Source organism: Arthrobacter castelli DSM 16402, assembly GCF_000430705.1.
GTDB classification, from domain to species: Bacteria; Actinomycetota; Actinomycetes; order Actinomycetales; family Micrococcaceae; genus Arthrobacter_C; species Arthrobacter_C castelli.
The window spans coordinates 27,013-48,161 of the sequence record NZ_AUMN01000029.1 but is presented as its reverse complement, the minus strand read 5'-3'; the positions used below and the strand labels follow the sequence as shown (position 1 = coordinate 48,161).

At 65.6% G+C, this 21,149-nt stretch carries 23 protein-coding genes; 11 read left to right on the top strand and 12 right to left on the bottom strand.

The genetic code is table 11. The features are described from left to right. The first annotated feature begins 11 nt into the window (after positions 1-11). Both H535_RS0119820 and H535_RS0119815 read left to right on the top strand, forming a co-directional pair. Positions 12-575, top strand: coding sequence for a hypothetical protein (locus H535_RS0119820; protein ID WP_026820914.1), 564 nt, complete (start codon positions 12-14; stop codon positions 573-575). A gap of 80 nt (positions 576-655) precedes the next feature. Further along, entirely contained in the window at positions 656-1,360 is a 705-nt protein-coding gene (locus tag H535_RS0119815; RefSeq protein WP_026820913.1) for a YcnI family copper-binding membrane protein, read from the top strand. 101 nt (positions 1,361-1,461) lie between these two features. Here the strand turns inward: H535_RS0119815 and H535_RS0119810 are convergent, their stop codons facing one another. After that, entirely contained in the window at positions 1,462-2,055 is a 594-nt protein-coding gene (locus tag H535_RS0119810) for a copper resistance CopC family protein (RefSeq protein ID WP_026820912.1), read from the bottom strand. A 128-nt stretch (positions 2,056-2,183) separates the two neighbouring features. Here H535_RS0119810 and H535_RS0119805 point away from each other — a divergent pair, with 128 nt between their 5' ends. The 5 genes from H535_RS0119805 to H535_RS0119785 all read left to right on the top strand — a co-directional run bounded on the left by H535_RS0119805 (position 2,184) and on the right by H535_RS0119785 (position 6,919). Continuing rightward, the gene (locus H535_RS0119805) at positions 2,184-3,620 is read left to right on the top strand and encodes an NCS2 family permease (protein ID WP_026820911.1); all 1,437 of its coding nucleotides are present in this window, start codon (positions 2,184-2,186) and stop codon (positions 3,618-3,620) included. Positions 3,621-3,671: 51 nt separating this feature from the next. After that, positions 3,672-4,064: a TOBE domain-containing protein gene (locus H535_RS0119800; RefSeq protein ID WP_026820910.1), complete on the top strand. Its 393-nt coding sequence runs from the start codon at positions 3,672-3,674 to the stop codon at positions 4,062-4,064. Positions 4,065-4,182: 118 nt separating this feature from the next. After that, a complete protein-coding gene (gene modA, locus H535_RS0119795) occupies positions 4,183-5,019 on the top strand; it encodes a molybdate ABC transporter substrate-binding protein (RefSeq protein ID WP_026820909.1) in 837 nt (278 codons plus the stop codon). Beyond that, positions 5,016-5,867, top strand: coding sequence for a molybdate ABC transporter permease subunit (gene modB / locus H535_RS0119790; RefSeq protein WP_211236642.1), 852 nt, complete (start codon positions 5,016-5,018; stop codon positions 5,865-5,867). The genes modA and modB overlap by 4 nt, the downstream gene beginning before the upstream one ends. Further along, complete coding sequence (locus H535_RS0119785) at positions 5,864-6,919, top strand: ABC transporter ATP-binding protein (protein ID WP_026820907.1); 1,056 nt, start codon at positions 5,864-5,866, stop codon at positions 6,917-6,919. Before modB ends, H535_RS0119785 begins: the two co-directional genes overlap by 4 nt. Positions 6,920-7,043: 124 nt before the next feature. Here H535_RS0119785 and H535_RS26870 read toward each other — a convergent pair whose 3' ends face one another. From H535_RS26870 to H535_RS0119760, 5 genes are all read right to left on the bottom strand, one after another. Next, positions 7,044-7,967, bottom strand: a complete 924-nt coding sequence (locus H535_RS26870; protein WP_169728276.1) for a spermidine synthase — start codon at positions 7,965-7,967, stop codon at positions 7,044-7,046. After that, positions 7,967-8,521, bottom strand: a complete 555-nt coding sequence (locus H535_RS26865) for a GNAT family N-acetyltransferase (protein ID WP_081416834.1) — start codon at positions 8,519-8,521, stop codon at positions 7,967-7,969. Before H535_RS26865 ends, H535_RS26870 begins: the two co-directional genes overlap by 1 nt. A gap of 9 nt (positions 8,522-8,530) precedes the next feature. Next, positions 8,531-9,220, bottom strand: coding sequence for an O-methyltransferase (locus tag H535_RS0119770; protein WP_026820906.1), 690 nt, complete (start codon positions 9,218-9,220; stop codon positions 8,531-8,533). Beyond that, complete coding sequence (locus H535_RS0119765; RefSeq protein ID WP_026820905.1) at positions 9,217-9,567, bottom strand: thiamine-binding protein; 351 nt, start codon at positions 9,565-9,567, stop codon at positions 9,217-9,219. Before H535_RS0119765 ends, H535_RS0119770 begins: the two co-directional genes overlap by 4 nt. A gap of 72 nt (positions 9,568-9,639) precedes the next feature. Further along, positions 9,640-10,920 carry an Nramp family divalent metal transporter gene (locus H535_RS0119760; RefSeq protein WP_051299581.1) on the bottom strand — a complete coding sequence of 427 codons (1,281 nt, stop codon included), beginning with the start codon at positions 10,918-10,920 and terminating at the stop codon, positions 9,640-9,642. 166 nt (positions 10,921-11,086) lie between these two features. Here H535_RS0119760 and pta point away from each other — a divergent pair, with 166 nt between their 5' ends. Both pta and H535_RS0119750 read left to right on the top strand, forming a co-directional pair. Then, complete coding sequence (pta, locus tag H535_RS0119755) at positions 11,087-13,156, top strand: phosphate acetyltransferase (RefSeq protein WP_026820903.1); 2,070 nt, start codon at positions 11,087-11,089, stop codon at positions 13,154-13,156. A gap of 15 nt (positions 13,157-13,171) precedes the next feature. After that, complete coding sequence (locus H535_RS0119750) at positions 13,172-14,386, top strand: acetate/propionate family kinase (protein WP_026820902.1); 1,215 nt, start codon at positions 13,172-13,174, stop codon at positions 14,384-14,386. A gap of 33 nt (positions 14,387-14,419) precedes the next feature. Here H535_RS0119750 and H535_RS0119745 read toward each other — a convergent pair whose 3' ends face one another. From H535_RS0119745 to H535_RS0119725, 5 genes are read right to left on the bottom strand one after another with little or no spacing between them, the layout of a single operon-like run. Beyond that, on the bottom strand, positions 14,420-14,731 hold the full coding sequence (locus H535_RS0119745) for an AzlD domain-containing protein (protein ID WP_026820901.1): 312 nt from the start codon (positions 14,729-14,731) through the stop codon (positions 14,420-14,422). Next, positions 14,728-15,534 carry an AzlC family ABC transporter permease gene (locus H535_RS26860; RefSeq protein WP_051299580.1) on the bottom strand — a complete coding sequence of 269 codons (807 nt, stop codon included), beginning with the start codon at positions 15,532-15,534 and terminating at the stop codon, positions 14,728-14,730. Before H535_RS26860 ends, H535_RS0119745 begins: the two co-directional genes overlap by 4 nt. Next, positions 15,535-15,930: a DoxX family protein gene (locus H535_RS0119735; RefSeq protein WP_026820900.1), complete on the bottom strand. Its 396-nt coding sequence runs from the start codon at positions 15,928-15,930 to the stop codon at positions 15,535-15,537. Next, on the bottom strand, positions 15,927-17,726 hold the full coding sequence (locus tag H535_RS26855) for a glycoside hydrolase family 15 protein (protein WP_035770272.1): 1,800 nt from the start codon (positions 17,724-17,726) through the stop codon (positions 15,927-15,929). Before H535_RS26855 ends, H535_RS0119735 begins: the two co-directional genes overlap by 4 nt. A 36-nt stretch (positions 17,727-17,762) precedes the next feature. Next, a complete protein-coding gene (locus H535_RS0119725; protein WP_026820899.1) occupies positions 17,763-18,626 on the bottom strand; it encodes a glycerophosphodiester phosphodiesterase in 864 nt (287 codons plus the stop codon). A 196-nt stretch (positions 18,627-18,822) separates the two neighbouring features. On the opposite strand from H535_RS0119725, the gene H535_RS0119720 reads away from it, so the two are divergent. Together H535_RS0119720 and H535_RS29700 are read left to right on the top strand one after the other, a co-directional pair. Beyond that, the gene (locus H535_RS0119720) at positions 18,823-20,028 is read left to right on the top strand and encodes a DUF445 domain-containing protein (RefSeq protein WP_026820898.1); all 1,206 of its coding nucleotides are present in this window, start codon (positions 18,823-18,825) and stop codon (positions 20,026-20,028) included. Between the two features lie 66 nt (positions 20,029-20,094). Continuing rightward, positions 20,095-20,328, top strand: coding sequence for a VOC family protein (locus H535_RS29700; protein WP_211236641.1), 234 nt, complete (start codon positions 20,095-20,097; stop codon positions 20,326-20,328). A gap of 29 nt (positions 20,329-20,357) precedes the next feature. On the opposite strand, the gene H535_RS26850 is transcribed toward H535_RS29700, so the two are convergent. Beyond that, the gene (locus tag H535_RS26850; protein WP_035770270.1) at positions 20,358-21,092 is read right to left on the bottom strand and encodes a YwaF family protein; all 735 of its coding nucleotides are present in this window, start codon (positions 21,090-21,092) and stop codon (positions 20,358-20,360) included. Positions 21,093-21,149: the final 57 nt, after the last annotated feature.

The following is a 21,149-nucleotide window of genomic DNA, read 5'->3' as shown; positions in this document are numbered from 1 at the left end:
ACGGGAGAAAGATGAAGAGCAGTCCAGCTCCACTCCGCCATCTTCGTGCGCTGTTGCTCACTGCGGTGCTGTTCTCCCTGTCGGCTGCCGGGCATCTGGCCGGTGGCGGTGTCCTTCCCGAACCGGGGCCGGCCGCAGTGATGTTCGCGTTGATGTTCCAGCCGGTCATGCTGTTGACCGTCCGCAGGCTTTCCTACGGCATGCTGCTGACCATCTTGATCACCGGACAGGCCATGCTGCACCAGGCATTCATGATCTTCTCCCCCATGGCCCATCACGGCGCCATGGCGCATCACGATCCAATGTACGGGTCGCTGCCCATGCTCGCCGGACACGTCGCTGCCGCCGTCGTCGCGGCCTGGTTCCTCTGCCGCAGCGAGACTGCCTTGTGGCAATTGCTGGCGTGGCTGCGCCCGTTGGCGGCAGTGCCGGTTGCGGGCGTCATCCCGGCCAGGCCGCCGCAGGTGTTTATCCGCAACCCGTTGCTGGTGCCATCTCCATGGCGGAATATTCCCGTCAACAGCCTTCGTGGACCGCCCTCGCGCACCGTGGCACCATCCGCCCGCCCCGCTTGAGCACTGCGGTGGTGCCCATGGGAGCATTCTTCACCACCCTGACTTACTGTCCCCAGTGGGCAGATCACGAAAGGCATGACATGAAATTCCCGACTTCGCGCGCCCTGAGAACGGCCGCCGTCGCCGCTGCAACCACCTCCCTGATGGTGGTTGGCGCCGGTGCCGCCAGCGCCCACGTGACCGTGACACCGCAGTCCACCGCCGCCGGCGGGTACACGCATCTGACCTTCAACGTCCCGAACGAATCGCAGACCGCCAATACCAACAAGATCAAGATCGAACTGCCCAAGGACACGCCGTTCACCTCGGTGAGCATCAAGCCGGTGGAGGGTTGGAACGCCGACATTGTCCGCGGCAAGCTGCCCGAACCGGTCACCGTCAACGGTGCCAAGATTACGAAGGCACCGCTGTCCGTGGTGTGGACCGCCGAGGACAAATCCCGTCAGGTCTCGCAGAACGAGTACCAAACGTTCTCGCTGTCAGTGGGAACCCTTCCCGAAGCGGGAACCGAAGTGACACTGCCGGTGTCGCAGATCTATACGGACGGCAGCGTGGCCAAGTGGGATGATGTCGCCTCGGGCGAAGGAGCCGAGCCGGAGAGCCCTGCGCCGTCCTTCACCACGACGGCGGCGGCCGGGTCGCATTCGGCGGCCGGCACCGCGGCAGCCGCTTCATCCGACGACGGCGGCGGCGGGCCCGGGCAGGTGCTGGGCTGGGCCGGTCTGGCCGCCGGGCTGCTGGGATTGATTGCTGGCGGTGTTGCGTTGGCACGTACGCGCCGCTGACCGCGGCAGGTACCGGCTCCGCCCGGGGGCCGGTGCCTGCCGGGCCGTCCGCCGGCATGACCGCGGCGTTCCCGGGCGGCGGGCTTGTGCCAGAGTGTCAGTTACTGATCACCGAACCGCTCGTCATGGCGGCCGAGCCGGCGGCGGGCCAGCAGGCCGATAATCACTACGAGCACCACCAGCAGCACGCCCATGAACACGACAAAGGTGGTGGGGAACGTCGTCGGCGCTTCCTGTTGTTCAGAGTCGCCGCCGGCGGCGGCTGTATCCGAGGCCAACGGCTCCTGGGAGCCGGCCTCGGCACCGCCCGGGCCTCCGGATGCCGCCGTGAAGGTGAATTGACCCTCAATCGGGTGCGAGTCGGAAGAAACCACCCGCCAGGTCACCGTGTACTCCCCTGCCGGGGCGTCCGCGCTGATGGCCTGCTTAACGACGTTGTCCACGATTTCCACCTTGCCGGTGGCCCAATCCTTACCGTTCTCGTCCTGCACCTTGACCTCGGAGCCCATCTTGATCGGCGGCTGGCTGAAGGTCAGCTCGATGTTCTGCGGCATCGTCTCCAGCTGCTGGCCGTCTTTCGGGCTGGACCCGGTCAATGTGTCGTGGGCCGATGCCGCGGACACCGGCAGCAACAAGGCCAGCAGGACGGCGCCGAGTGTGGCCAGGGCGCGGCGGATGGCTGAGGTGTGTTGCACGGGGCTCCTTCGAACAAAGTGTCTGTCTCCAGCGTATGACATCTCACGGGCTCAGGAGGCGGGACGCTGCAGCCGGAACGGTAGGATTCACCGAGGACTTATCGACGTCGGGCACAAGGAAACGTACTATGCTCAAGCAAGGCTCTGCCCTTGACCGCTATTTTCAGATCACGGCGCGTGGCTCTTCCATCTCGCGGGAGGTGCGCGGCGGGCTGGCCACCTTCTTTGCCATGAGCTACATCGTGGTGCTGAATCCTCTGGTCCTCAGTGGAGCCGACGCGGCCGGCGACGAACTGGGCGCGGCACGGGTGGCGGCGGTGACGGCGCTGGTGGCCGGTGTGCTGACCATCGTGATGGGCGCCTGGGCGAAATACCCGTTCGCCCTGGCCACCGGGCTGGGTGTCAATGCTTATGTCGCGGTCACCATTGCCTCCAACCCGAACCTGACCTGGCCGGATGTGATGGGGCTCGTGGTCATCTCCGGTGTCACCATGCTCATCCTGGTGCTGACCGGTTTCAGGACGGCGGTTTTCAACGCCGTACCGCAAAGCCTGAAAACCGCCATCGTGGTGGGCATTGGTCTCTTCATTACCTTGATCGGCCTGGTGAATGCGGGATTTGTGCGGCGCATTCCGGACGAGGCCGGGACCACCGTTCCCATGGGCCTGGGGTTCAATGGCGTGTTGCTCGGCTGGCCGACCCTGGTGTTCGTCGTCGGGCTGGTGCTGACCATCGCGCTGGTGGTGAAGAACGTCAAGGGCGCCATCCTGATCGGTGTCATCGTCACGACGATCTTCGCCATCATTATCGAGGCCATCTTCCCCTCCGGCGTCCGCCCGGAAACCCCCACCGGCTGGTCCCTGGTGGTCCCGACCGTGCCGGACAGCTGGATTGAGCTGCCCGATCTGTCGTTGATTGGCAACATCAATCTGTTTGGCGCGTTCTCCCATATGGGCATCACCGCCGCGTCGCTGCTGACCTTCACCATCCTGCTGAGCATCTTCTTCGACGCGATGGGGACTATGGTCGGGCTGGCCAACGAAGGCGGGCTGACGGATAAGAAGGGGAACATTCCCAATGTGGACCGGGTGCTGATCGTCGACGCCCTCGGCGCCGTGGCCGGCGGGTACGGATCGGTCTCCTCCAGCCAGATCTACGTGGAGTCCGGGGCCGGTATTGGCGAGGGCGCCCGCACCGGGCTGGCCAATATCGTCACCGGTCTGTTGTTCCTGGTGGCTGTGTTCTTCACTCCGCTGGTCGCCATCGTGCCGTTTGAGGCGGTGGCACCCGCTCTGGTCGTCGTCGGCTTCATGATGGTCTCGCAGGTGGGCAACATCGACTGGTCCGACGCCGGCGTCGCCATCCCCGCCTTCCTCACCTTCACACTGATGCCCTTCACATACTCCATCGCCAACGGTCTCGGCGCGGGATTCATCGCCTTTGTGCTGGTCCGCAGCTTCCAGGGCCGCGCCCGCGAGATCCACCCGCTGATGTGGGGTGTCGCGGCGGCGTTCGTGGTGTTCTTCGGCCTCGGCCCGATCGAGCAGGCGCTGGGGATGGTGTAGCGACTCGGGTGCTGGGGATGGCGTAGCGACTCGGGCGCTAGGGTGGAGTCCATGACGACCTTCCGTATCGCCGAGGCGGCTGGCCTGATGGGCGTCAGCGACGACACGGTCCGGCGCTGGATCGACACCGGACAGCTGCCGGCGGGCAACGACGACGGCGGGCGGCTGGCCGTCGACGGTGCCGAACTGGCGGCTTTCGCCAAGGCGCAGGCGCAGACGTCCCGCGATCCATCGACGGTGGGACGCTCGGCGCGGAACCGCCTGGTCGGCCTTGTCACCGAAGTCGTCGAGGACCGGGTGATGGCACAGGTGGAAATGCAGTGCGGACCGCACCGGGTCGTCTCCCTGATGAGCAGCGAGGCCGTCCGGGACCTGGGGCTGGAGCCGGGTGTGCTGGCTGTCGCGGTGATCAAGAGCACCCAGGTGATCGTGGAGACACCGTAGGCGGAGATCCGCACATCCGGCGAATCCTGGCCTTTCAATCCGCAATTGCGGATGAATGTCTTGTTTTTGTCCCGCAAATTTGCCACGCTGAGACTGCACTTGGTGATGGAGGGCGACTATGCGCAGGCGGCAGGGCGGACGGTGGCGGGCACTGCCTCGGCGTGCCGTCGTCGTGGCCGCTGTCGCCATGGCGCTGGCTTCGTGCGGCCCTGCGGGACAGAACCCGCCGTCGTCGTCCTCCACTGATCCCGAGCCTGAACAAATGGCTGGAAACGTATCCGGCCACGTGACAGTCTTCGCGGCGGCATCATTGAGCGAAGCGTTCACCGCCATCGGAAAGGATTTCGAAGCGGAGCACCCCGGAGTCGACGTGCAGTTCAACTTTGCCGGCAGTTCCACGCTTGCCCGGCAGCTGGAACGGGGCGCTCCTGCAGACGTTTTCGCCTCGGCCAATCAACAGCAGATGCGCACTGTCGTCGACGCCGGCGTCGTCACCGATCCCGCGGTCTTCGCACACAACAAGCTGCGGATCGTGACGCCGGCAGGCAACCCTGCCGGCGTGGACGGGCTGCGGGATTTTGCCCAGGAGGAATTGACTATCGCGCTGTGCGTGGAGCAGGTTCCGTGCGGCGCGGCCGCCCGCGAGGCCTTCGCTGCCGCCGGGGTGGAGCCTGCTCCGGACACGTTGGAACAGGATGTCAAAGCCGTGCTGACCAAGGTATCGCTGGGCGAAGCGGACGCGGGGCTGGTGTATGTCACGGACGCCGCCACCGCCGGCGATGAGGTTGAGGACTTCGGCTTCGAGGCCTCCGATGCCGCGGTCAACGATTACCACATCGCCGTGTTGAACCAAGCCCCGCACCGGCAGGCGGCGGCCGCGTTTGTGGACTTTGTACAGTCACGGCAGGGGCAGCAGACCCTTGCAGACTTTGGATTCATGGCGGGCGGCTCGTGACCCGGTCCGCCCGCAGCTATCGGGTCGGCCACCGATCCGGCAGTCACCGCTCCCGCAGTTATCGGGCCGGTGCCATCCCTGCCCTGCTGGTGATTCCCGCCGTGGCCGGGCTGGCGTTCCTGGTGCTGCCGCTGGCGGGGCTGGTGCTCGAAGCGCCGTGGGGAACGCTGTTGACCAGGCTCACCGACCCGGCCGTGCTGGCCGCATTGCGGTTGTCGCTCATCGCGGCCACCTCCGCAACCGCGCTGTGCCTGGTGCTGGGGATTCCACTGGCCTGGCTGCTGGCCCGCAGCCGGTTTCCGGGCCGGCGCCTCCTCCGGTCGCTCGTCACGGTTCCTCTGGTGCTGCCCCCCGTGGTCGGCGGTGTGGCCCTGCTTCTCGTGCTGGGACGGAACGGGCTGATCGGCCAATACCTTCAATCATGGTTCGGCGTCTCGCTGCCTTTCACCACTGCGGGGGTGATTGTCGCCGAGGCGTTCGTGGCGATGCCTTTCCTGGTGATCGCCGTCGACGGCGCCCTGCGTGGCGCCGACCAAAGGTTCGAGGAGGCGGCCGCAACACTTGGGGCATCGCGGTGGCTGATCTTCCGCAAGGTGACGTTGCCGATGGCGGCTCCGGGCATTGGTGCAGGAGCAGTGTTGTGCTGGGCCCGGGCGCTGGGAGAATTCGGCGCGACCATCACCTTCGCGGGCAATTTCCCGGGTGAAACGCAGACCATGCCGCTTGCGGTCTATTTGGCGCTGGAGTCCGATCCGGAGGCAGCAATTGTGCTCAGCCTCGTGCTGCTGGCCGTGTCCATCGCCGTGCTCGTCATCCTGCGGGATAAGTGGATCCGTCCAGCCTCATGAGCCTGGACGGAAGCATCGGCCTGCGGCGCGGTTCCGGGTTCACGGTGGACATCGATATCGCCGCCGGCGCGGGCGAAACCGTCGGGCTGCTGGGGCCAAACGGCGCCGGTAAAAGCACCGCGCTGCGTGGCCTGGCCGGACTGCTGCCGCTGGCCGCCGGACATCTCATCCTGGACGGCGAGGTGCTGGACCACGCAGACGACAACGTATTCGTCCCGCCCGAGCGCCGGGCCGTGGGCGTGGTGTTCCAGGACTATCTGCTGTTTCCCCACCTGTCAGTGGTGGACAATGTCGCTTTCGGGCTCCGGGCAGTCGGCGTTCGACGCAGCGAGGCACGAAGCAGGGCGTACGCGTCGCTGCAGCGGCTGGGTATGGAACGCTACGCGCAGCAGCGGCCGGGATCGCTCTCCGGCGGCCAGTCGCAGCGAATCGCCTTGGAACGCGCGTTGATCACCGACCCCCGGTTGCTCCTCCTCGACGAACCGCTGGCCGCCCTGGATGCCAGCACCAAAATCGAGGTTCGCTCCGGATTGAAGGAACACCTGGGGGACTTCACCGGCATCACCGTGCTGGTCACTCACGATCCGCTGGACGCCATGGTGCTGGCCGACCGGCTGCTCATTGTCCAGGACGGGCGCGTCATCCAAGACGGAACACCGGCTCAGATCGCCAGGCATCCGCTGACGGACTATGTGGCGAATCTGGTGGGCGTGAATCTGTTGCGGGGCACCAGCGACGGGACTGTGGTGTCGCTCGACGACGGCGGACAGATCACTGCGGCCTCCTCGCATCAGGGCCCGGTTATGGTGGCGTTTTCCCCCACTGCGGTCAGCCTCCATGTTGACCATCCGGTGGGAAGCGCCCGGAACAGTTGGCCCGTGAAGATCCGCGGCCTGGAAAACCACGGGCTGACGACCCGCATCGACCTGACCGGCCCGCCTGAGGTGCTCGCGGACATCACTCCGGCAGCGGTGGCCGACCTCGGCTTATCGCCGGGCTCGCGGTTGTGGGCGCAGCTCAAGGCCAGCGAAATCCGGGTCTACCCTGGGTGATGGCTGCTGGTTCAGCCGAGTCAGCCCGTTGACGCCGAGGTAGCCCGCACCCCCTCACCCACCCCGAGGTAGCGCCGCGCCCGTCAGGTAGCCCGTTGCAGGGGGCTATCTCGGGGCGAAGGTGCTACCTCAGTGGCTTCCTGTACCTCGGCGGCTTCCTGTGCTGCGATGTCCGCGGCCCGCTCAACCCTTCGTCCCCGCTTTCGTCCCCGTCTTCGTCGCGCAGCACGGCGGCCCCGGCGCTGAACTGGCGCACCCGCGCGTCGTCCCACAGCTGCGCGGGCACCCCGCCGCCGAGGAGCCGGCGGGCCAGTTTCGGGTCGTCGCCGATCGGCACGTCGCTGCCGGCGATGATCACGTTGCCGTACCGGCGCCCCTTGAGCATCGGAGGGTCGGCCACGATGACCGTGTGGGCGAACACTGAACCGATGGTGGCCATTTCCTGCTTGGCCCGGGACAGATTCGGGGCATCGCCGCAGTTGACCATATACATCCCGCCGGAGGTTAGCACCCTTTGCGCGTGCTCGGTGAACTCGACGGTGGTCAGCTCGTCAGGCGTGTAGGGGCCGGCGAATACGTCGCGGATAATCAGGTTGCGGCTCCCGTCGGTGAGCGACTCCAGCACTTCGCGGGCTTCCCCCACCCGGATCTTCACCAGCGGCGCGCGGGGAATGTCGAACCAGGAACGCACCAATTCGGCGAGGCGGCCGTCAATTTCGACCACAACCTGGCGGGAGTTGGGGTAGGCGGCCGCCAGATACCGTGCCACGGAGCAGGCACCGCCGCCCAGATGCAGGGCACGGAACTTGGCGTCCGGACCCCGACGCGAGGTGTCCGGATCCCAATGCGACTCGATCAGGGCAACCATCCACCGCATGTACTCGAAGTCGAGGCGCAACGGATCATCCTGGTCCACATGGGAGCTCTGCACCCCGTTGACCTTCAGCAGCCAGCTGCCCGGACGGTCGCCATCCGAGATCAACTCCGCCGTACCGGTGTCAATCGGGTAGAACCCGTCTGCCGGTTGCTGCGTGTTCCGGCCCGCCATCAGCGCCGCTCCAACCGGAACATCGGTTTGTGGTACCAGCTGCGCCCGCACAGCAGGGAGTAACCATCCGGGGCGAAGCCGTTGCGCCGGTAGAACCGTTCCGCCCGCGGGTTGTCGTTGAGGATCCACAAGAACGCCGGCTCGTGGCCGATGGCGGCATCCAGCAGTCGTTGCCCCAGCCCGGATCCGTGGGCGGGAACCAAGGTGTAGAGATGGTGAAGTTCCAGTTCTATGGAGGACTGCGGGACTCCCTGCTGCCATTCGGCGTCGCGGTGCGGCCCGGCCGCGGCAAATCCGACGACGGCGCCCGCCTCATCGAGGCCGATCCAGCTGCTGCCGGCGTCGTCGTCACTGTTTTCCGCTTCGAGCCGGCCGGCGTGCCGGGCGGTCAGCTCATCAAGCCGTCCCTGGTAATCACGATGGAATTCTTCAGGCATCAGGTGGGCGTAGGTTTCTCCCAACGCCTGCACGTGGGTGCGGGCATATGCGCCGGCGTCGGCCGGGACGGCCCGGCGGATGGTGAAACCGGCGGTGTTCATAGCTCTGTGCGGCATTGAGGCTACTTAAACCACGACGGCGAGGGCGAACCCGTCCCAGCCCTTCGCCCCCACGGTCTGAATGGCCGTGGAATCGAGGTTCGGGTGGCTGCCCAGCAACTCCAGCGCCTCGCGGGTACCTCGGATATCCTCGTCTTCGACGGTGCCTCCGCTGGCACCGGTCCCTTCGGCCACGGCGCCGTCGCGCACGCTGCCGCCGCGGACCACGTTGTCCAGCACAATCACGCTGCCCGGCCGGGAGAGCTTCACCGCCCACTCGAGATACTTGGGATTGTTCGCCTTGTCCGCGTCGATAAAGAACAGGTCGAACGGCGCCTCGTCCTTCAACCCGTCCAACGTGTCCAGCGCTGCGCCGACGCGGATATCGACCTTGGCGGATACGCCGGCACGCTCCAGGTTCCGCTGCGCCACCTCGGCGTGACGGGGTTCGTACTCGCAGCTGATCACGCGGCCGTCGTCGTCCATCCCCCGCGCCAACCAGATGGTGCTGAAACCGCCGAGCGTACCGATTTCGAGCACCTTCCTGGCTCCGCGGATGCGGGCCAGCAGCATCAGGAGTTTGCCTTGGGCCGCCGTTACTTCAATGGCCGGCATCCCGGCTTCGGTGGTGGCCCCGATGGCCTGCTCCAGCGCTTCATCGGGCCCGACGACGGTATCCTTGAGATAACGGTCGACGTCGTTCCACTGGTCCTTCACTGTGCGCTCCCGCCGTCGCCACCATCGATGGCTGCTTCCATCCGCTGAACCTTGCCGGTGATTTCGCCGTTGTGACCCGGTCGAATGTCCGCCTTAAGCACCAAAGAGACGCGGCTGCCGTATTGCCCGACGGCCTCTGTGGCGCGCTTGACGACATCCATCACCTCGTCCCATTCCCCCTCGACTTCAGTGAACATCGAGCTGGTGTGATTGGGCAGGCCGGAGTCGCGGACTATCTTCACCGCTGCCGCGACAGCATCGTGGACCGAAGCGCCGTCGCCGGTCTGATCCGCGGCTTCGCTTTGTTGGGGACTTCCGGAGGGTGCAATTGAAAAGGCAACAAGCATGCTTTTAGTCTGCCATGCCGGCGCCGTTCCGATAACCCCCGCGCCCCGGAGGGACAGCCCGGAACAGGCGGGTCAGGCGAACAGCGCCGCGATCTGGTTGTAGAGCTCCTGGGCACCGAGCACGATGAACACCAACGCCACCAGCGACAGCAGCACGTTGCTCACCGGACCGTTGCGCCACCGCTTTGGCACCCGCTTGGTGTTCAACAGCCACAGCAGTGTCACGGCCAGGAAGGGCATGAACAAAGACCCGAGGACACCGTAGGCGACAATGATGGCGAAGGGCTTTCCCGCCAGCAACAGCAGCATCGGCGGGAACGTCAGCCACAGCATGTACGCCCTGGCTTGCTTGCTTCCGGATGAGGGCGCCTTGTCGGCTGACAGATCCTTGGGGTGCTTGCGGAAGTTCACCACGAAGTCAGCGAACATCAGGGACACCCCGTTCCACACCCCGATCAGGGAAGAGAAGGAAGCGGCCCAGAATCCGACCAGGAAGATCACCGACCATACGGTGCCGTATCGCTGGGCGAGGACGTCGGCCAGGTCGATCAGCCCGTCGCCGCCTTCGGAGAGCGCAATGTTGGCCGAATAGAGCAGCTCGGCGCCGACGATCAGCATCGCCACCGCGAGGATCCCGGTGACCGTGTAGGCGACGGAATTGTCGATCCGCATCACCCTCATCCAGGACGGCTTGCTCCAGCCCTTCTCCTTGAGCCAGTAACCGTAGGCCGCCAAGGTGATGGTTCCCCCGACGCCGCCGGCGATGCCGAGCACGTAGAACATGGAGCCTTCGGGAATCCTGGGAACCAGTCCGGACATGATGCCGCCAAGGTTGGGGACCGCGAGGATGGCGGATCCGACAACGGAGACGAACAGGATCCCGACCAGCACCGTCATGATCTTCTCCAGTCCGCCATATTTGCCGAACCAGACCAGCACCAGTGCCACCAGGCCCGAGGCGATGGCAAACACGTTGAGCGGGACGGCCGGGAACAGCGCCGCCAACGGCAAAGCCGCCGACGCCATCCCGGACGCACCGTAGACGAAGCCCCACAACACCACGTAGATGCCGAAGTACCAGCTGGTCCAGATGCCCAGCGAGCGCCAGCCCTGGAAGATTGTCTTGCCGGTGGACAGGTACCATCGGCCGGTTCCTTCGACCAGGATGATCTTGAAGATGCAGCCGAGCACTGCCGCCCACAGCAGCACGTACCCGTACAGGCTGCCGGCCAGCGCGGTCGCCACCAGGTCGCCGGCCCCGACACCGGTGGCCGCCGCGACGATGCCGGGACCGACAATCCGCCACTTCGGCTTCTCTTCGCCGGCCTCCTGCGTGGTCACAGACTCAGCCACGTTTGCTCCTTCTCTCACGACAAAACCTCATGAATGGTACGTGGCGCATAACCGGCGCACAAACGGCCTCACACCAGCCACGTAACCCTGGCGCTGGTCACGTAACAGGGGGTTTGGCAGGATGGGTGCAGGTACCGCGCCGACGGCGGAGCCAGAGGAGGTGCACGTGGCCAAGGGAATCTATGTCAGTGCGATGACACCCGGGTCCGGGGAGGCGCTGATCAGCCTTGGCCTGGCCGACACCCTGCACCGGCGGGCCGACAAAATCGGCTTCTTCCGCCCGATTTCCGAGGGCGACGACCCCTCGGCCGATCCGGTCGTCGCCATGATTGGCCACCAGTTCGACCTGCCTCAATCACGGTGCCGGGCCGGACTCGGAACCGCCGAGGCACGCAGCCTGCTGGCCAGCGGACGGCGCGATGAAATCGACACCGCCTGTGTGGAGATCTATGGCCGGATCGCCGATGAATGCGACATTGTCATCGTCGAGGGCACCAGCCTGACCGGGCAGGATGCCGCCGTCGAGTTCGACCTGAACGCGCGGCTGGCCAACAATCTCGGCTGCCTCGTGCTGGCGGTGGTCAGCGCCGCGGGGCTCACCGCCGCAGAAGCGGCCGATGCCGTCGACGTCGCCCGCCGCGAGCTCGCCGCCGCCAACTGTTCGCTGCTGGCCATGATGGTCAACCGTGCCGACGACGGGGAATCGGGACGGATTGCCGCGGCCGTCCGTCCCGGAGCCTCCAGGCGACCGGTCTACGTGCTGGAGGAAATTCCGGAGGTATCACGGCCGACGATGGCGGAGGTCGCCGACCAGCTGCAACTGCGGCAGGTGGCCGGGAACCGGAATCTGGAGCGGGAGATCGCCGTCACCAAGGTGGCGGCGATGAATGTGGGCAACTTCCTGGCCGAATTGGGCGAAGGAGCCTTGGTGATTGTTCCGGGCGACCGCGCGGACGTGCTGGTGGCCACGCTCGCCTCGGCCTTGTCGGCCGAGTTCCCTGTGCCTGCCGGGGTGGTGCTCACCGGCGGCCTCGAGCCTGACCCGAATATCGCGTCGCTGCTCGATGAGGCGCCGTTCCCGGTGCTGGCCCACCCGGCCGACACCTATTCCACCGCCCGGCTGGTCAGCGAAGTGCGCGGGGAAATCACCGGAAACCGGCCGCGCCGCACCGCCGCCGCGCTGGGCGCCTGGTCCAACGTGGTGGATGAGGCGGAACTTGTCGACCGGTTGACCCTGCCGAGGGCGGAACGGATGACGCCGCTGCGCTTCCTCCACGGTCTGGTAGACCGGGCACGGGCCGACCGGATGCACATCGTGCTGCCGGAGGGACTGGATGCCCGGATCCTGCAGGCGGCGGAGATCCTGTATCGCCGCGACGTCTGCGAGCTGACCATCCTCGGACCGGAACGCCGGGTGCGGGAGCTGGCCGCCAATGAAGGCGTGGAACTGCAGGGAATCAACCTGGTGGACCCGGAAACCAGTGACCTGCGGGAAGAGTTCGCCACCGAATACTTCCGGCTGCGGGAGCACAAGGGCCTCGATATGCCCACCGCGCGCGAAAGAATGGCCGAGGGGGCATATTTCGGCACCATGATGGTCCATCTCGGGCATTCGGACGGCATGGTGTCCGGAGCCGCGCACACCACGGCCAACACGATCCGGCCGGCCCTCGAATTCATTAAGACACGTGAGGACGTCAAGATCGTTTCCTCGGTGTTCCTGATGCTGTTGCAGGACCGGGTCCTGGTCTATGGGGATTGCGCCGTCAATCCGGAGCCGGACGAGGAACAACTGGCCGATATTGCCTCCGCTTCGGCCGACACCGCAGCGGAGTTCGGCGTCGATCCAAGGGTGGCCATGCTCTCCTACTCCACTGGCTCATCCGGTTCCGGCGGATCAGTGAGCGAAGTGCGCCGCGCGACCGACCTGCTGCGCGAACGGCGTCCGGAACTGCCGGTGGAGGGCCCCATACAGTACGACGCCGCGGTCAATGCCTCGGTGGCCGAATCCAAGCTTCCCGAATCGAGTGTGGCCGGACAGGCCACAGTCTTTATATTCCCCGACCTGAATACAGGCAACAACACGTACAAGGCGGTGCAGCAATCCTCCGGAGCGGTCGCCGTCGGACCCGTGCTGCAGGGACTGCGCAAGCCGGTTAACGACTTGTCCCGCGGCTGCACAGTCGACGACATTGTCAACACCGTCGCGATCACGGCCATCCAGGCCCAGTCTTAGAAAGAGGTCCGCGTTATGCTCGTTCTGGTGCTGAACTCCGGCTCGTCGTCCGTTAAGTACCAGGTCCGCCACGTGAGCACCGGCAGCGCAGTCGGCGCAGACGGCGCAGTCGGCGCAGACGGGGCAGGCGGGGGCGCCGCCGGAGACGGCAGCAGTACATCCGACGGTCCGGAGGCGCTCATCGCCGAGGGAATCGTGGAACGGATCGGCGAGGGCGAAGTCACCGACCACGTCGAGGCCCTGGCAATCATCAACGCCGAGCTGGACGAAACGATGAGCGGACGGCAGCTCGACGCCGTCGGACACCGGGTGGTGCACGGCGGCGAACGGTTCAGTGAACCGGTGTTGATCAGCAACGAAATCACCCGGGCCATCGAACGCCTCAACCCGCTTGCACCGCTGCACAATCCTGCCAATGTGCTGGGCATCCGCGCCATCGAGGACACGTGGCCCGACCTGCCGCAAGTGGCAGTCTTCGACACAGCCTTCCATCGCACGCTGCCCGAGCGTTCCTGGCGCTACGCCATCCCGAACCACTTCTACCGGCACTACGGGATCCGCCGCTACGGCTTCCACGGCACCTCGGTCGAATATGTCACCGCCCAGGCCGCCACGCTGCTGGGAACTGCCCGGCAGGACTTCAACGCCGTCGTCGCCCATCTGGGCAATGGCGCATCCGTTACAGCTATCGAGGGTGGCCGCAGCGTTGATACCTCCATGGGATTCACCCCGCTGGAGGGTCTGGTGATGGGCACCCGTTCCGGGGATCTGGACCCGTCCATCCTGCTCTTCCTGCAACGCGACGGATGGACGGCCGACGAGCTGGACCGGATGCTGAACAGGGAATCCGGCCTCACGGCACTGTTCGGAAGTAATGACATGCGCGCTATCGTCGAGGCCGGCGACGACCGTGCCCGGTTAACCCTCGACATCGCCTCCTACCGGCTGGCCAAATACATCGGCGGCTACCACGTGGCGGTTTCAGGCGCCCAGGCCATCGTCTTCACCGCCGGAATTGGAGAAAACTCGTGGGAGTTCCGCCAGGCAGTCGCCCACAGGCTGGCGCCGTTGGGCGTGAAGCTCGACGACGACGCCAACCGGGCGCAGGCGGATACGGCCAGGGTCATTTCCGCCCCGGATTCGGCGTTGGCCGTACTTGTGGTTCCCACCGACGAGGAGCGGGCCATCGCCGAGGCGACTGCCGCCGTCGTGCACGCACAGGGCTGCTGAGCACCCGGCACTGGAACCCGGCTCCCGGCAACCCTATCCCCAGCCGGCCAGCCGGGTCAGCGCCGCCGCCGCAGCACCCACAATCACCACCACCAGGAACGGCGCGCGCAGCCACAGCGCCACGGCCGCCGCCGCGAGCGCCACAATCCGGGCGTCCACGGCCAACGCCTGCCCGCTGGCGAACGTATTCATCATCGTCAGCGAGGCCAGCAACCCAATGGTCAGTGTCCCCGCCACCCGCGACATCCGGGGGTTGTCCATCGCCTTGCGCGGCAGCAGATAGCCGGCGAATTTGATCACGAACGACAGCACGCAGGCGATCAGCACCCATCCCCACAGGCTCATATGTCCCCCTTGCGGTCGGTCCCCTTGCGGTGAGGCGTCGCGTGATCAGGCCGCTTGTGGTCGGCGGCGTAGTGGTCCACGTCGTGCTCGCTGTATGGCTCCTCGTACGGCTCAACATCCGGGGCCATCCCGGCGGGAACGGCATCGTGCTTGAACCAGCCGATAACCCCGGCCACCGCGGCGGCAACCAGGATCGGCACCCCGGAGGGCAGCAACGGGATGGTCAACACTGTGATCAGGGCGCAGACGACGGCGATAGCGGCCGGTTGCTTAGCCTGCAGCCGGGGCCATAACAGACCGAGGAACGCCGCAACAGCCGCCCCGTCCAGTCCCCATTGCCTGGGGTCGCCCATGGCATCACCGGCAAGCGCGCCGACCGCCGTGAAGATGTTCCATAAGGTGAACACCCCCAGCCCGGCAGTCCAGAAACCGCGGCGCTGCTCCTGATGGTCCAGCTGTCCACTGGCCGTGGCGGCGGATTCGTCGATGGTGACCTGCGCGGCGATGGCTTTACGCAGTCCCGACGGCCGGACCAGCGCGTTCATTTGCATGCCGTAGACGCCATTGCGGATTCCCAGCAGGGTCGCCGCGCTCATCGCCGCGACGCCGGTGCCTCCGCCGCCGATCACGCCGATGAAAGCGAATTGCGACCCCCCGCTGAACAACAGCAGGCTCAATGCCATGGTTTGCCAGAAGGTGAGGCCGGCGGCCACCGAAAGTGCTCCGAACGACAGGCCGTAGAGACCGGTGGCGATGCTGATGGACAACCCCACCCGCACGGCCGGCGAAGTGAACCAGGACATTCAGCCGTTCCGCGCCTTCCAGGCCCAGGCGACCAGCGGCACCTGCAGCGGCAGGCGCAGACTGTGGACCACCCGCGCCCTGCGCGACCCTTTCGGGCCGCACGCCCGCTGCAGGGCCGTGATGTGCCCGGCGGTGAAACCGGCAAACATCACAGTCGTGCAGATGGCCGCCGCCCGGCGCGTCTGCGGCAGCAGCAGTCCGGCCGCGCCTGCGAACTCGATGAGACCGCTGGTATGGACCCAGTTCTTCCTGGTCATTGATCCGGTGGTGATCGACGGCGGCACCACGGCATAGTAGAAGTGCGGCGTGGCAAAGTGGTTGACGGCGCTGACGGTCAGCAATCCGGCCAGGGCGACGGTGGAGTTCGACGGCGAGCGTCCCGGGCTGGTGTTCACGACGGCTCCACCGGTTCCTGCGGATCGCCGTGCAAGGCATCCGCGGCGCGCACCAGAGTCAGGTGTGAGAACGCTTGCGGGTAATTGCCCGCCATCCGGCTCGTGCTGGTGGCATATTCCTCGCTGAGCAGCCCGGTCTCATTGGTGTATCCAACGAGTTGATCCATCAGTTTCGTGGCGTCATCGGCCCGTCCGCTGCGCGCATACTGTTCCACCAGCCAGAATGAGCAGGCCATGAAGGGGTGCTCGCCGCCTTCCAGCCCATCCACGCCGTGTTCGGTGCGGTAGCGCAGCAGCAGGCCCGCTTCATCCTTTAATTCCTCTTCGATCCGCGCGACCGTGCCGAGCACGTGCGGATCGTCGTACGGGAGGAAACCGACCTGCGGTATCTGCAGCAGCGATGCGTCTGTTTCAGGCTCACCGTAGGTCTGGGTGAAGGAATTGAGCTCCCTGTTGAAACCCTTCTCCATGATTTCCGTGCGCAACCGGTCCGCCAGGTGCTGCCAGCGCTCCGCCGGGCCGGTGAGCCCGTGGTCGCGTACAGCACGCACGCCGCGGTCCAGGGCGGCCCACATCATCACCCGCGAGTGGGTGAAGTAATTCTTCGGTCCCCGCATCTCCCAAATGCCGTGGTCTTTATCATCAAAGTGGTTCTCCAGGTATTGCAGCATCGCCCGTTGCAGCGGCCAGGAGAAGTTGTCCTCCGTCACCCCGGCATGGCGGAGCTTCTCCAGGGCCACCATGACTTCGCCTATGACATCGCCCTGGTACTGCGCCACGGCGCCATTGCCCACCCGCACGGGCCGGGAATTTTCGTACCCGGACAGATGGTCAAGTTCCCGCTCCGGCAGATGCCGCGCGCCGTCAACCGCGTACATGATCTGCAGATCCTCGGGGTCCCCGGCCACGGCGCGCAACAGCCAGTTGCGCCATTGGTAGACCTCATCTTCGTAACCGTGCACCAACATCGACTCGAGGGTCAGGGCCGCGTCGCGGAGCCAGCAGTAGCGGTAGTCCCAGTTCCGGCCACCGCCAAACTCCTCAGGCAACGACGTCGTCGGGGCCGCCACGATTCCGCCGGTGTCCTCGTGCGTCAACGCCTTGAGCACCAGCAGCGACCGTTTCACTGCATCCGCGTACGGTCCCTGCTGGGTGAAATGGGATGCCCACTGCTGCCAGAAGCCGGTGGTCTCGCGAAGTGCGGTGTCAACGTCCGACGGTGGTGGAACGTCCCGGTGGGACGGAAACCACGTCAGTTCCATATCCACCACCTGTCCGGCTTCGACGGCGAAGTGTCCTGAATGCACGTGGTTCGCCGGGTGCGGCAGATGAGTGCCGTGCAACACCATGGCATCCGGGCCGGCCATCGCAACGATTGCCTCCTCGCCGCCGCCGAGTTGCCGCCGCCTGACCCAGGGCATCACCAGTCCGTAGTCGAATCGCATCCGCAGCTCGGTGTCCATGGTGACCTCACCCTCGAGACCTTCGACTCTGCGCACGATCGACGCCCGTCGGTCCCCGACCGGCATGAAATCGGTGACCCGCACCGCGCCGCCGGTGGTCTCCCATTTTGACTGCAGCACAAACGTCGAATCGATGTAGCCCCACTGGGTCACCGTGCCGTCCCGGGCCGCCAATGACCAGCGCCCGTTCTCCTCGTCGCCAACCAGGGCGGCGAAGGCCGACTGGGAGTCGAACCGGGGAAAGCACAACCAGTCGATGCTGCCGTTCCGGGAGATCAACGGCGCGGTGTGCTGATCAGTCAGCAGTGCGTAGTCTTCGATCAGTGATGCCATGCGTCCATCGTAATCCCGTCCTTCCGAGGCGGGCGGCTACCGCAGCGCGAAACGCTCGGCCGTGCGGGCGGGCCAGTCGGTGGTCACCTCGGCAACGCCGAGCCGGGCGCAGAGGTCGATCGCGTCGTCGCTGTTGACGGTCCAGACCCGGAACCGCAGTCCGGCGGCAACCCAGCGTTCGACCTGTTCGGTGTGTTCGACGATGTACTCGACCCCCGGCCCGGCCATCCCCACCCGCCGCCGGTCCAGGTTGCTTTGCCCGTCAGCGAGGAACTGTTCGGCGGCAGCCATCTGCTCGGTTCCCGCCGGGTCGTCAACGCCCGCAGCTCCGGCGACGGCGGCCACCTTGATGTCTTCGAGCAGCTGGCAGACGAGCCGGGCCGGCACCCGCTGCAGCAGCCGTTCCACTGCGGCGGGATCGAAGCTCATGAAGCTCAGCGAAATATTGTCCAAGGTGCAGGTGGCAGCGTCCCAGCCCTCGCCGTCGAGCAGGTCGAACAACTCTTCCTCCAGCGCCGCACCGAACGGGTCCGGGTGCTTGCATTCAACCGCCAGCTTGATGGGCTTGCCGTATTCGCGCAGGATGCCGATCAATTCCGGCAAGGTCAGGAACTGCTGCTCCGCTGATCCGTAGTCCGCCGGAAGGTCGGAGTTTTTCCAACCGTGGAAGTCGAACTGCCGCAGCTCATCGAGTGTGTAATCAGCCACCTGGCCCGTCGCATTGGACGTCCGGTCCAAGGTGTGGTCGTGAATCAGCACCAGCTGGCGGTCGCGACTCAGGTGGATGTCGCATTCCACCCCGTCCGTGGCTTCGGCGAGCGCTTGCAGGTAGGCCGCCCGGGTATGCTCGGCATACCGTCCGCTGGCTCCGCGGTGTGCAAACACAACTGGCTGCACCATCTCCTCCTCCGATAGGGACCTACTCACGTCAGAAGCAGATTACGCCATCTGGTTAACTGGCGGATACGGTGCATCACTGTTTGGAGGGCCCATGACTGCTCCACCGAAGACCGGTCATCACACCGGTCACCGACCCGACGGCGCGCAGCCCGCGTCAGTGCCGTCCGACGTCGAACGTGCCGCAGCGCTGCGCCGGATGAAGTCCTTCGCCACCTTGTTACTGGGGGCCATGGCGCTGATTTTCCTGGTGTCTTTCGCCCTGCAGGATGAGTATCCGTGGCTGCAATACGTCAGAGCGGCCAGCGAAGGCGGCATGGTGGGCGCGCTAGCGGACTGGTTCGCCGTGACCGCCCTGTTCAAGCACCCGATGGGGCTGAAGATCCCGCACACCGCCATCATCCCACGGCGCAAAGACGCCATCGGCGCCAGCCTGGGCGACTTCGTGGAAAGCAATTTCCTGTCCGAGGACGTGGTCCGGGGCAAGCTGGCCACCGTCGGGGTGGCCGAATCCGTGGGCGGCTGGCTGGCCAAACCGGCCAACGCCGACCGGGTCGCCGCCGAAGGCGCCGCCGCCATCCGCGGCGCCATGCGCATCCTCGACGACGATGCGGTCCAGGACGTGATCGAATCCCTGGTCCGCAAGCACCTGCTCGATCCGCCCTGGGGCCCGCCGGTGGGACGAATGGCCGCCAGAATCTTCGAGGACGGTCACCATCACCGGCTGGTCGACCTGCTGGTGGACCGGGCAGCGGAGTGGGTGGCGGACAATTACGACGCCGTCACCCACATGGTCTCCGACCGCGCTCCGGGCTGGGTACCAAGCTTCGTGGATGGCCTGGTCGGCGACAAGGTGTACACCGAAATGTATAACTTTGTGCTCGCGGTGCAGGCGGACCCCGACCATGAAGTCCGCCAGTCGATGGATAACTACCTGAAGGGACTGGCCGAAGACCTGCAGCATGACCCGAAGGTGATCGCGCAGGCGGAAAACATCAAGCATCAGGTCCTGGACGATCCGCGGGTGCATGACCTGGCGGCGCGGACCTGGCTGACCATCAAGACCGCCCTGCTGGACGCCGTCGACGACCCGGACAGTGAACTGTGGATCAAATTCACCGCCGCCATACGGGATTTCGGGCGGCGACTGGCCGACGACGTCGAACTCGCCGCCAAGGTCAATGGCTTCATTGGCGACGGCGCGGGTTACCTGGTGCGCACCTATCGCCACGACATCGCCGCAGTGATCAGCGAAACCGTCGAACGCTGGGACGCGGAGGAGACCTCGTCGAAGATCGAACTGCAGGTGGGCAAGGACCTGCAGTTCATCCGGATCAACGGCACCATCGTCGGCGCGTTGGCCGGGCTGGTGATATTCACCATCGCGCACCTGGTGTTTGGGTAAACTGCCGGCCGGAAGCACTTAAAAACCCCTCTGGCCATTCAGGGTATCGAAGCGGAGAATCGGGCTATGAGCCGGTTTAACAAGGCGAGCGCGACGCACACGCCGCCGTCGCAGCCGCTGAGACTGCTGTCCGTGCCCTGGCAGCGGAGTCCGGCAACGTGGACGAGGTGTCACAACGATGCCGTGCAACGGGGGCTGCGGGTCGTCTATCCACTCACCAATGAGCCATGGGGTGTCCGCCGCTTCTTCGTGGAAGATCCAGGCGGCACAACCGTCAATGTGCTCGCCCACCTACCCTAAACAGCGTCGTCGTGAGGCCTGTACGCCTCCTACAGCGCGCCACTTATACGACGGGATGCGGACGGTACCTTTCGGTGAATCAAGCTCCACGGCCAAGTGATCAAGGCCCAAACGACCGTGATGAGCACCAACGCAACAAGCAGATACAGCGGCCATTCCCCCATCAGGTCCAACAGGGAAGCGCCGCCCGGCTTCGCGTTGAGGTACCCATAGTTGGTTCCAATTGCACTGTTGATGCCGAACACCACCGCCGCCCACACGCCGGTGAATAACAGCGCAAAGCGGTACTCCGACCAGCGCGGGTATCGGCCCATCCCCCACGTCAAGTAGATGACCGCCCACATCACCAGGATGTGCAGGGACCAGTAGGACGTCATCTCCAACACCGGCAGCCTTTGAGCACTCAGGTCCGGGGTGAGCATGGCCTGCGGATTGAGTGTCAGCCCCCAGTAATAGGTGATGCCCACGGCCCAGCGCCGCCGGGTCCACAAGGCGTAGGCGGCCACCAACCGCAGTATGTCCGACAGGTGCAATGGCAGCGACTGCTGCAGGTCGAAGTTCTGCGGCATCAGCCAATAGACCTGGAAACCGAGTGTTACTGACAGCAACAGTATCGCCATCGCCCGGGCCACAACTGCCGGCTTCGGCGTTGCCCGGCGCCGCCTGCCGAAGCGGACCAACAGGACAGCGCCGATGACGGTGACTGCCAACATTGTCCAATGCAGGAGGCCGTAGGCGTCGAACGTCTCAGCCGTCGTCTGCATGGTTGCAGATACTATCGTCGCCGCCTCCCGTGTCCAATCTCCACCACCATCACAAAA

Coding starts and splice junctions, on each gene's coding strand:
- H535_RS0119820 (WP_026820914.1), top strand. CDS start 12: ATGAAGAGCAGTCCAGCTCCACTCCGCCATCTTCGTGCGCTGTTGCTC.
- H535_RS0119815 (WP_026820913.1), top strand. CDS start 656: ATGAAATTCCCGACTTCGCGCGCCCTGAGAACGGCCGCCGTCGCCGCT.
- H535_RS0119805 (WP_026820911.1), top strand. CDS start 2,184: ATGCTCAAGCAAGGCTCTGCCCTTGACCGCTATTTTCAGATCACGGCG.
- H535_RS0119800 (WP_026820910.1), top strand. CDS start 3,672: ATGACGACCTTCCGTATCGCCGAGGCGGCTGGCCTGATGGGCGTCAGC.
- modA (WP_026820909.1), top strand. CDS start 4,183: ATGCGCAGGCGGCAGGGCGGACGGTGGCGGGCACTGCCTCGGCGTGCC.
- H535_RS0119785 (WP_026820907.1), top strand. CDS start 5,864: ATGAGCCTGGACGGAAGCATCGGCCTGCGGCGCGGTTCCGGGTTCACG.
- H535_RS26870 (WP_169728276.1), bottom strand. CDS start 7,967: ATGGCGGGCCGGAACACGCAGCAACCGGCAGACGGGTTCTACCCGATT.
- H535_RS26865 (WP_081416834.1), bottom strand. CDS start 8,521: ATGCCGCACAGAGCTATGAACACCGCCGGTTTCACCATCCGCCGGGCC.
- H535_RS0119765 (WP_026820905.1), bottom strand. CDS start 9,567: ATGCTTGTTGCCTTTTCAATTGCACCCTCCGGAAGTCCCCAACAAAGC.
- H535_RS0119750 (WP_026820902.1), top strand. CDS start 13,172: ATGCTCGTTCTGGTGCTGAACTCCGGCTCGTCGTCCGTTAAGTACCAG.
- H535_RS0119745 (WP_026820901.1), bottom strand. CDS start 14,731: ATGAGCCTGTGGGGATGGGTGCTGATCGCCTGCGTGCTGTCGTTCGTG.
- H535_RS26860 (WP_051299580.1), bottom strand. CDS start 15,534: ATGTCCTGGTTCACTTCGCCGGCCGTGCGGGTGGGGTTGTCCATCAGC.
- H535_RS26855 (WP_035770272.1), bottom strand. CDS start 17,726: ATGGCATCACTGATCGAAGACTACGCACTGCTGACTGATCAGCACACC.
- H535_RS0119725 (WP_026820899.1), bottom strand. CDS start 18,626: ATGGTGCAGCCAGTTGTGTTTGCACACCGCGGAGCCAGCGGACGGTAT.
- H535_RS0119720 (WP_026820898.1), top strand. CDS start 18,823: ATGAAGTCCTTCGCCACCTTGTTACTGGGGGCCATGGCGCTGATTTTC.
- H535_RS29700 (WP_211236641.1), top strand. CDS start 20,095: ATGAGCCGGTTTAACAAGGCGAGCGCGACGCACACGCCGCCGTCGCAG.
- H535_RS26850 (WP_035770270.1), bottom strand. CDS start 21,092: ATGCAGACGACGGCTGAGACGTTCGACGCCTACGGCCTCCTGCATTGG.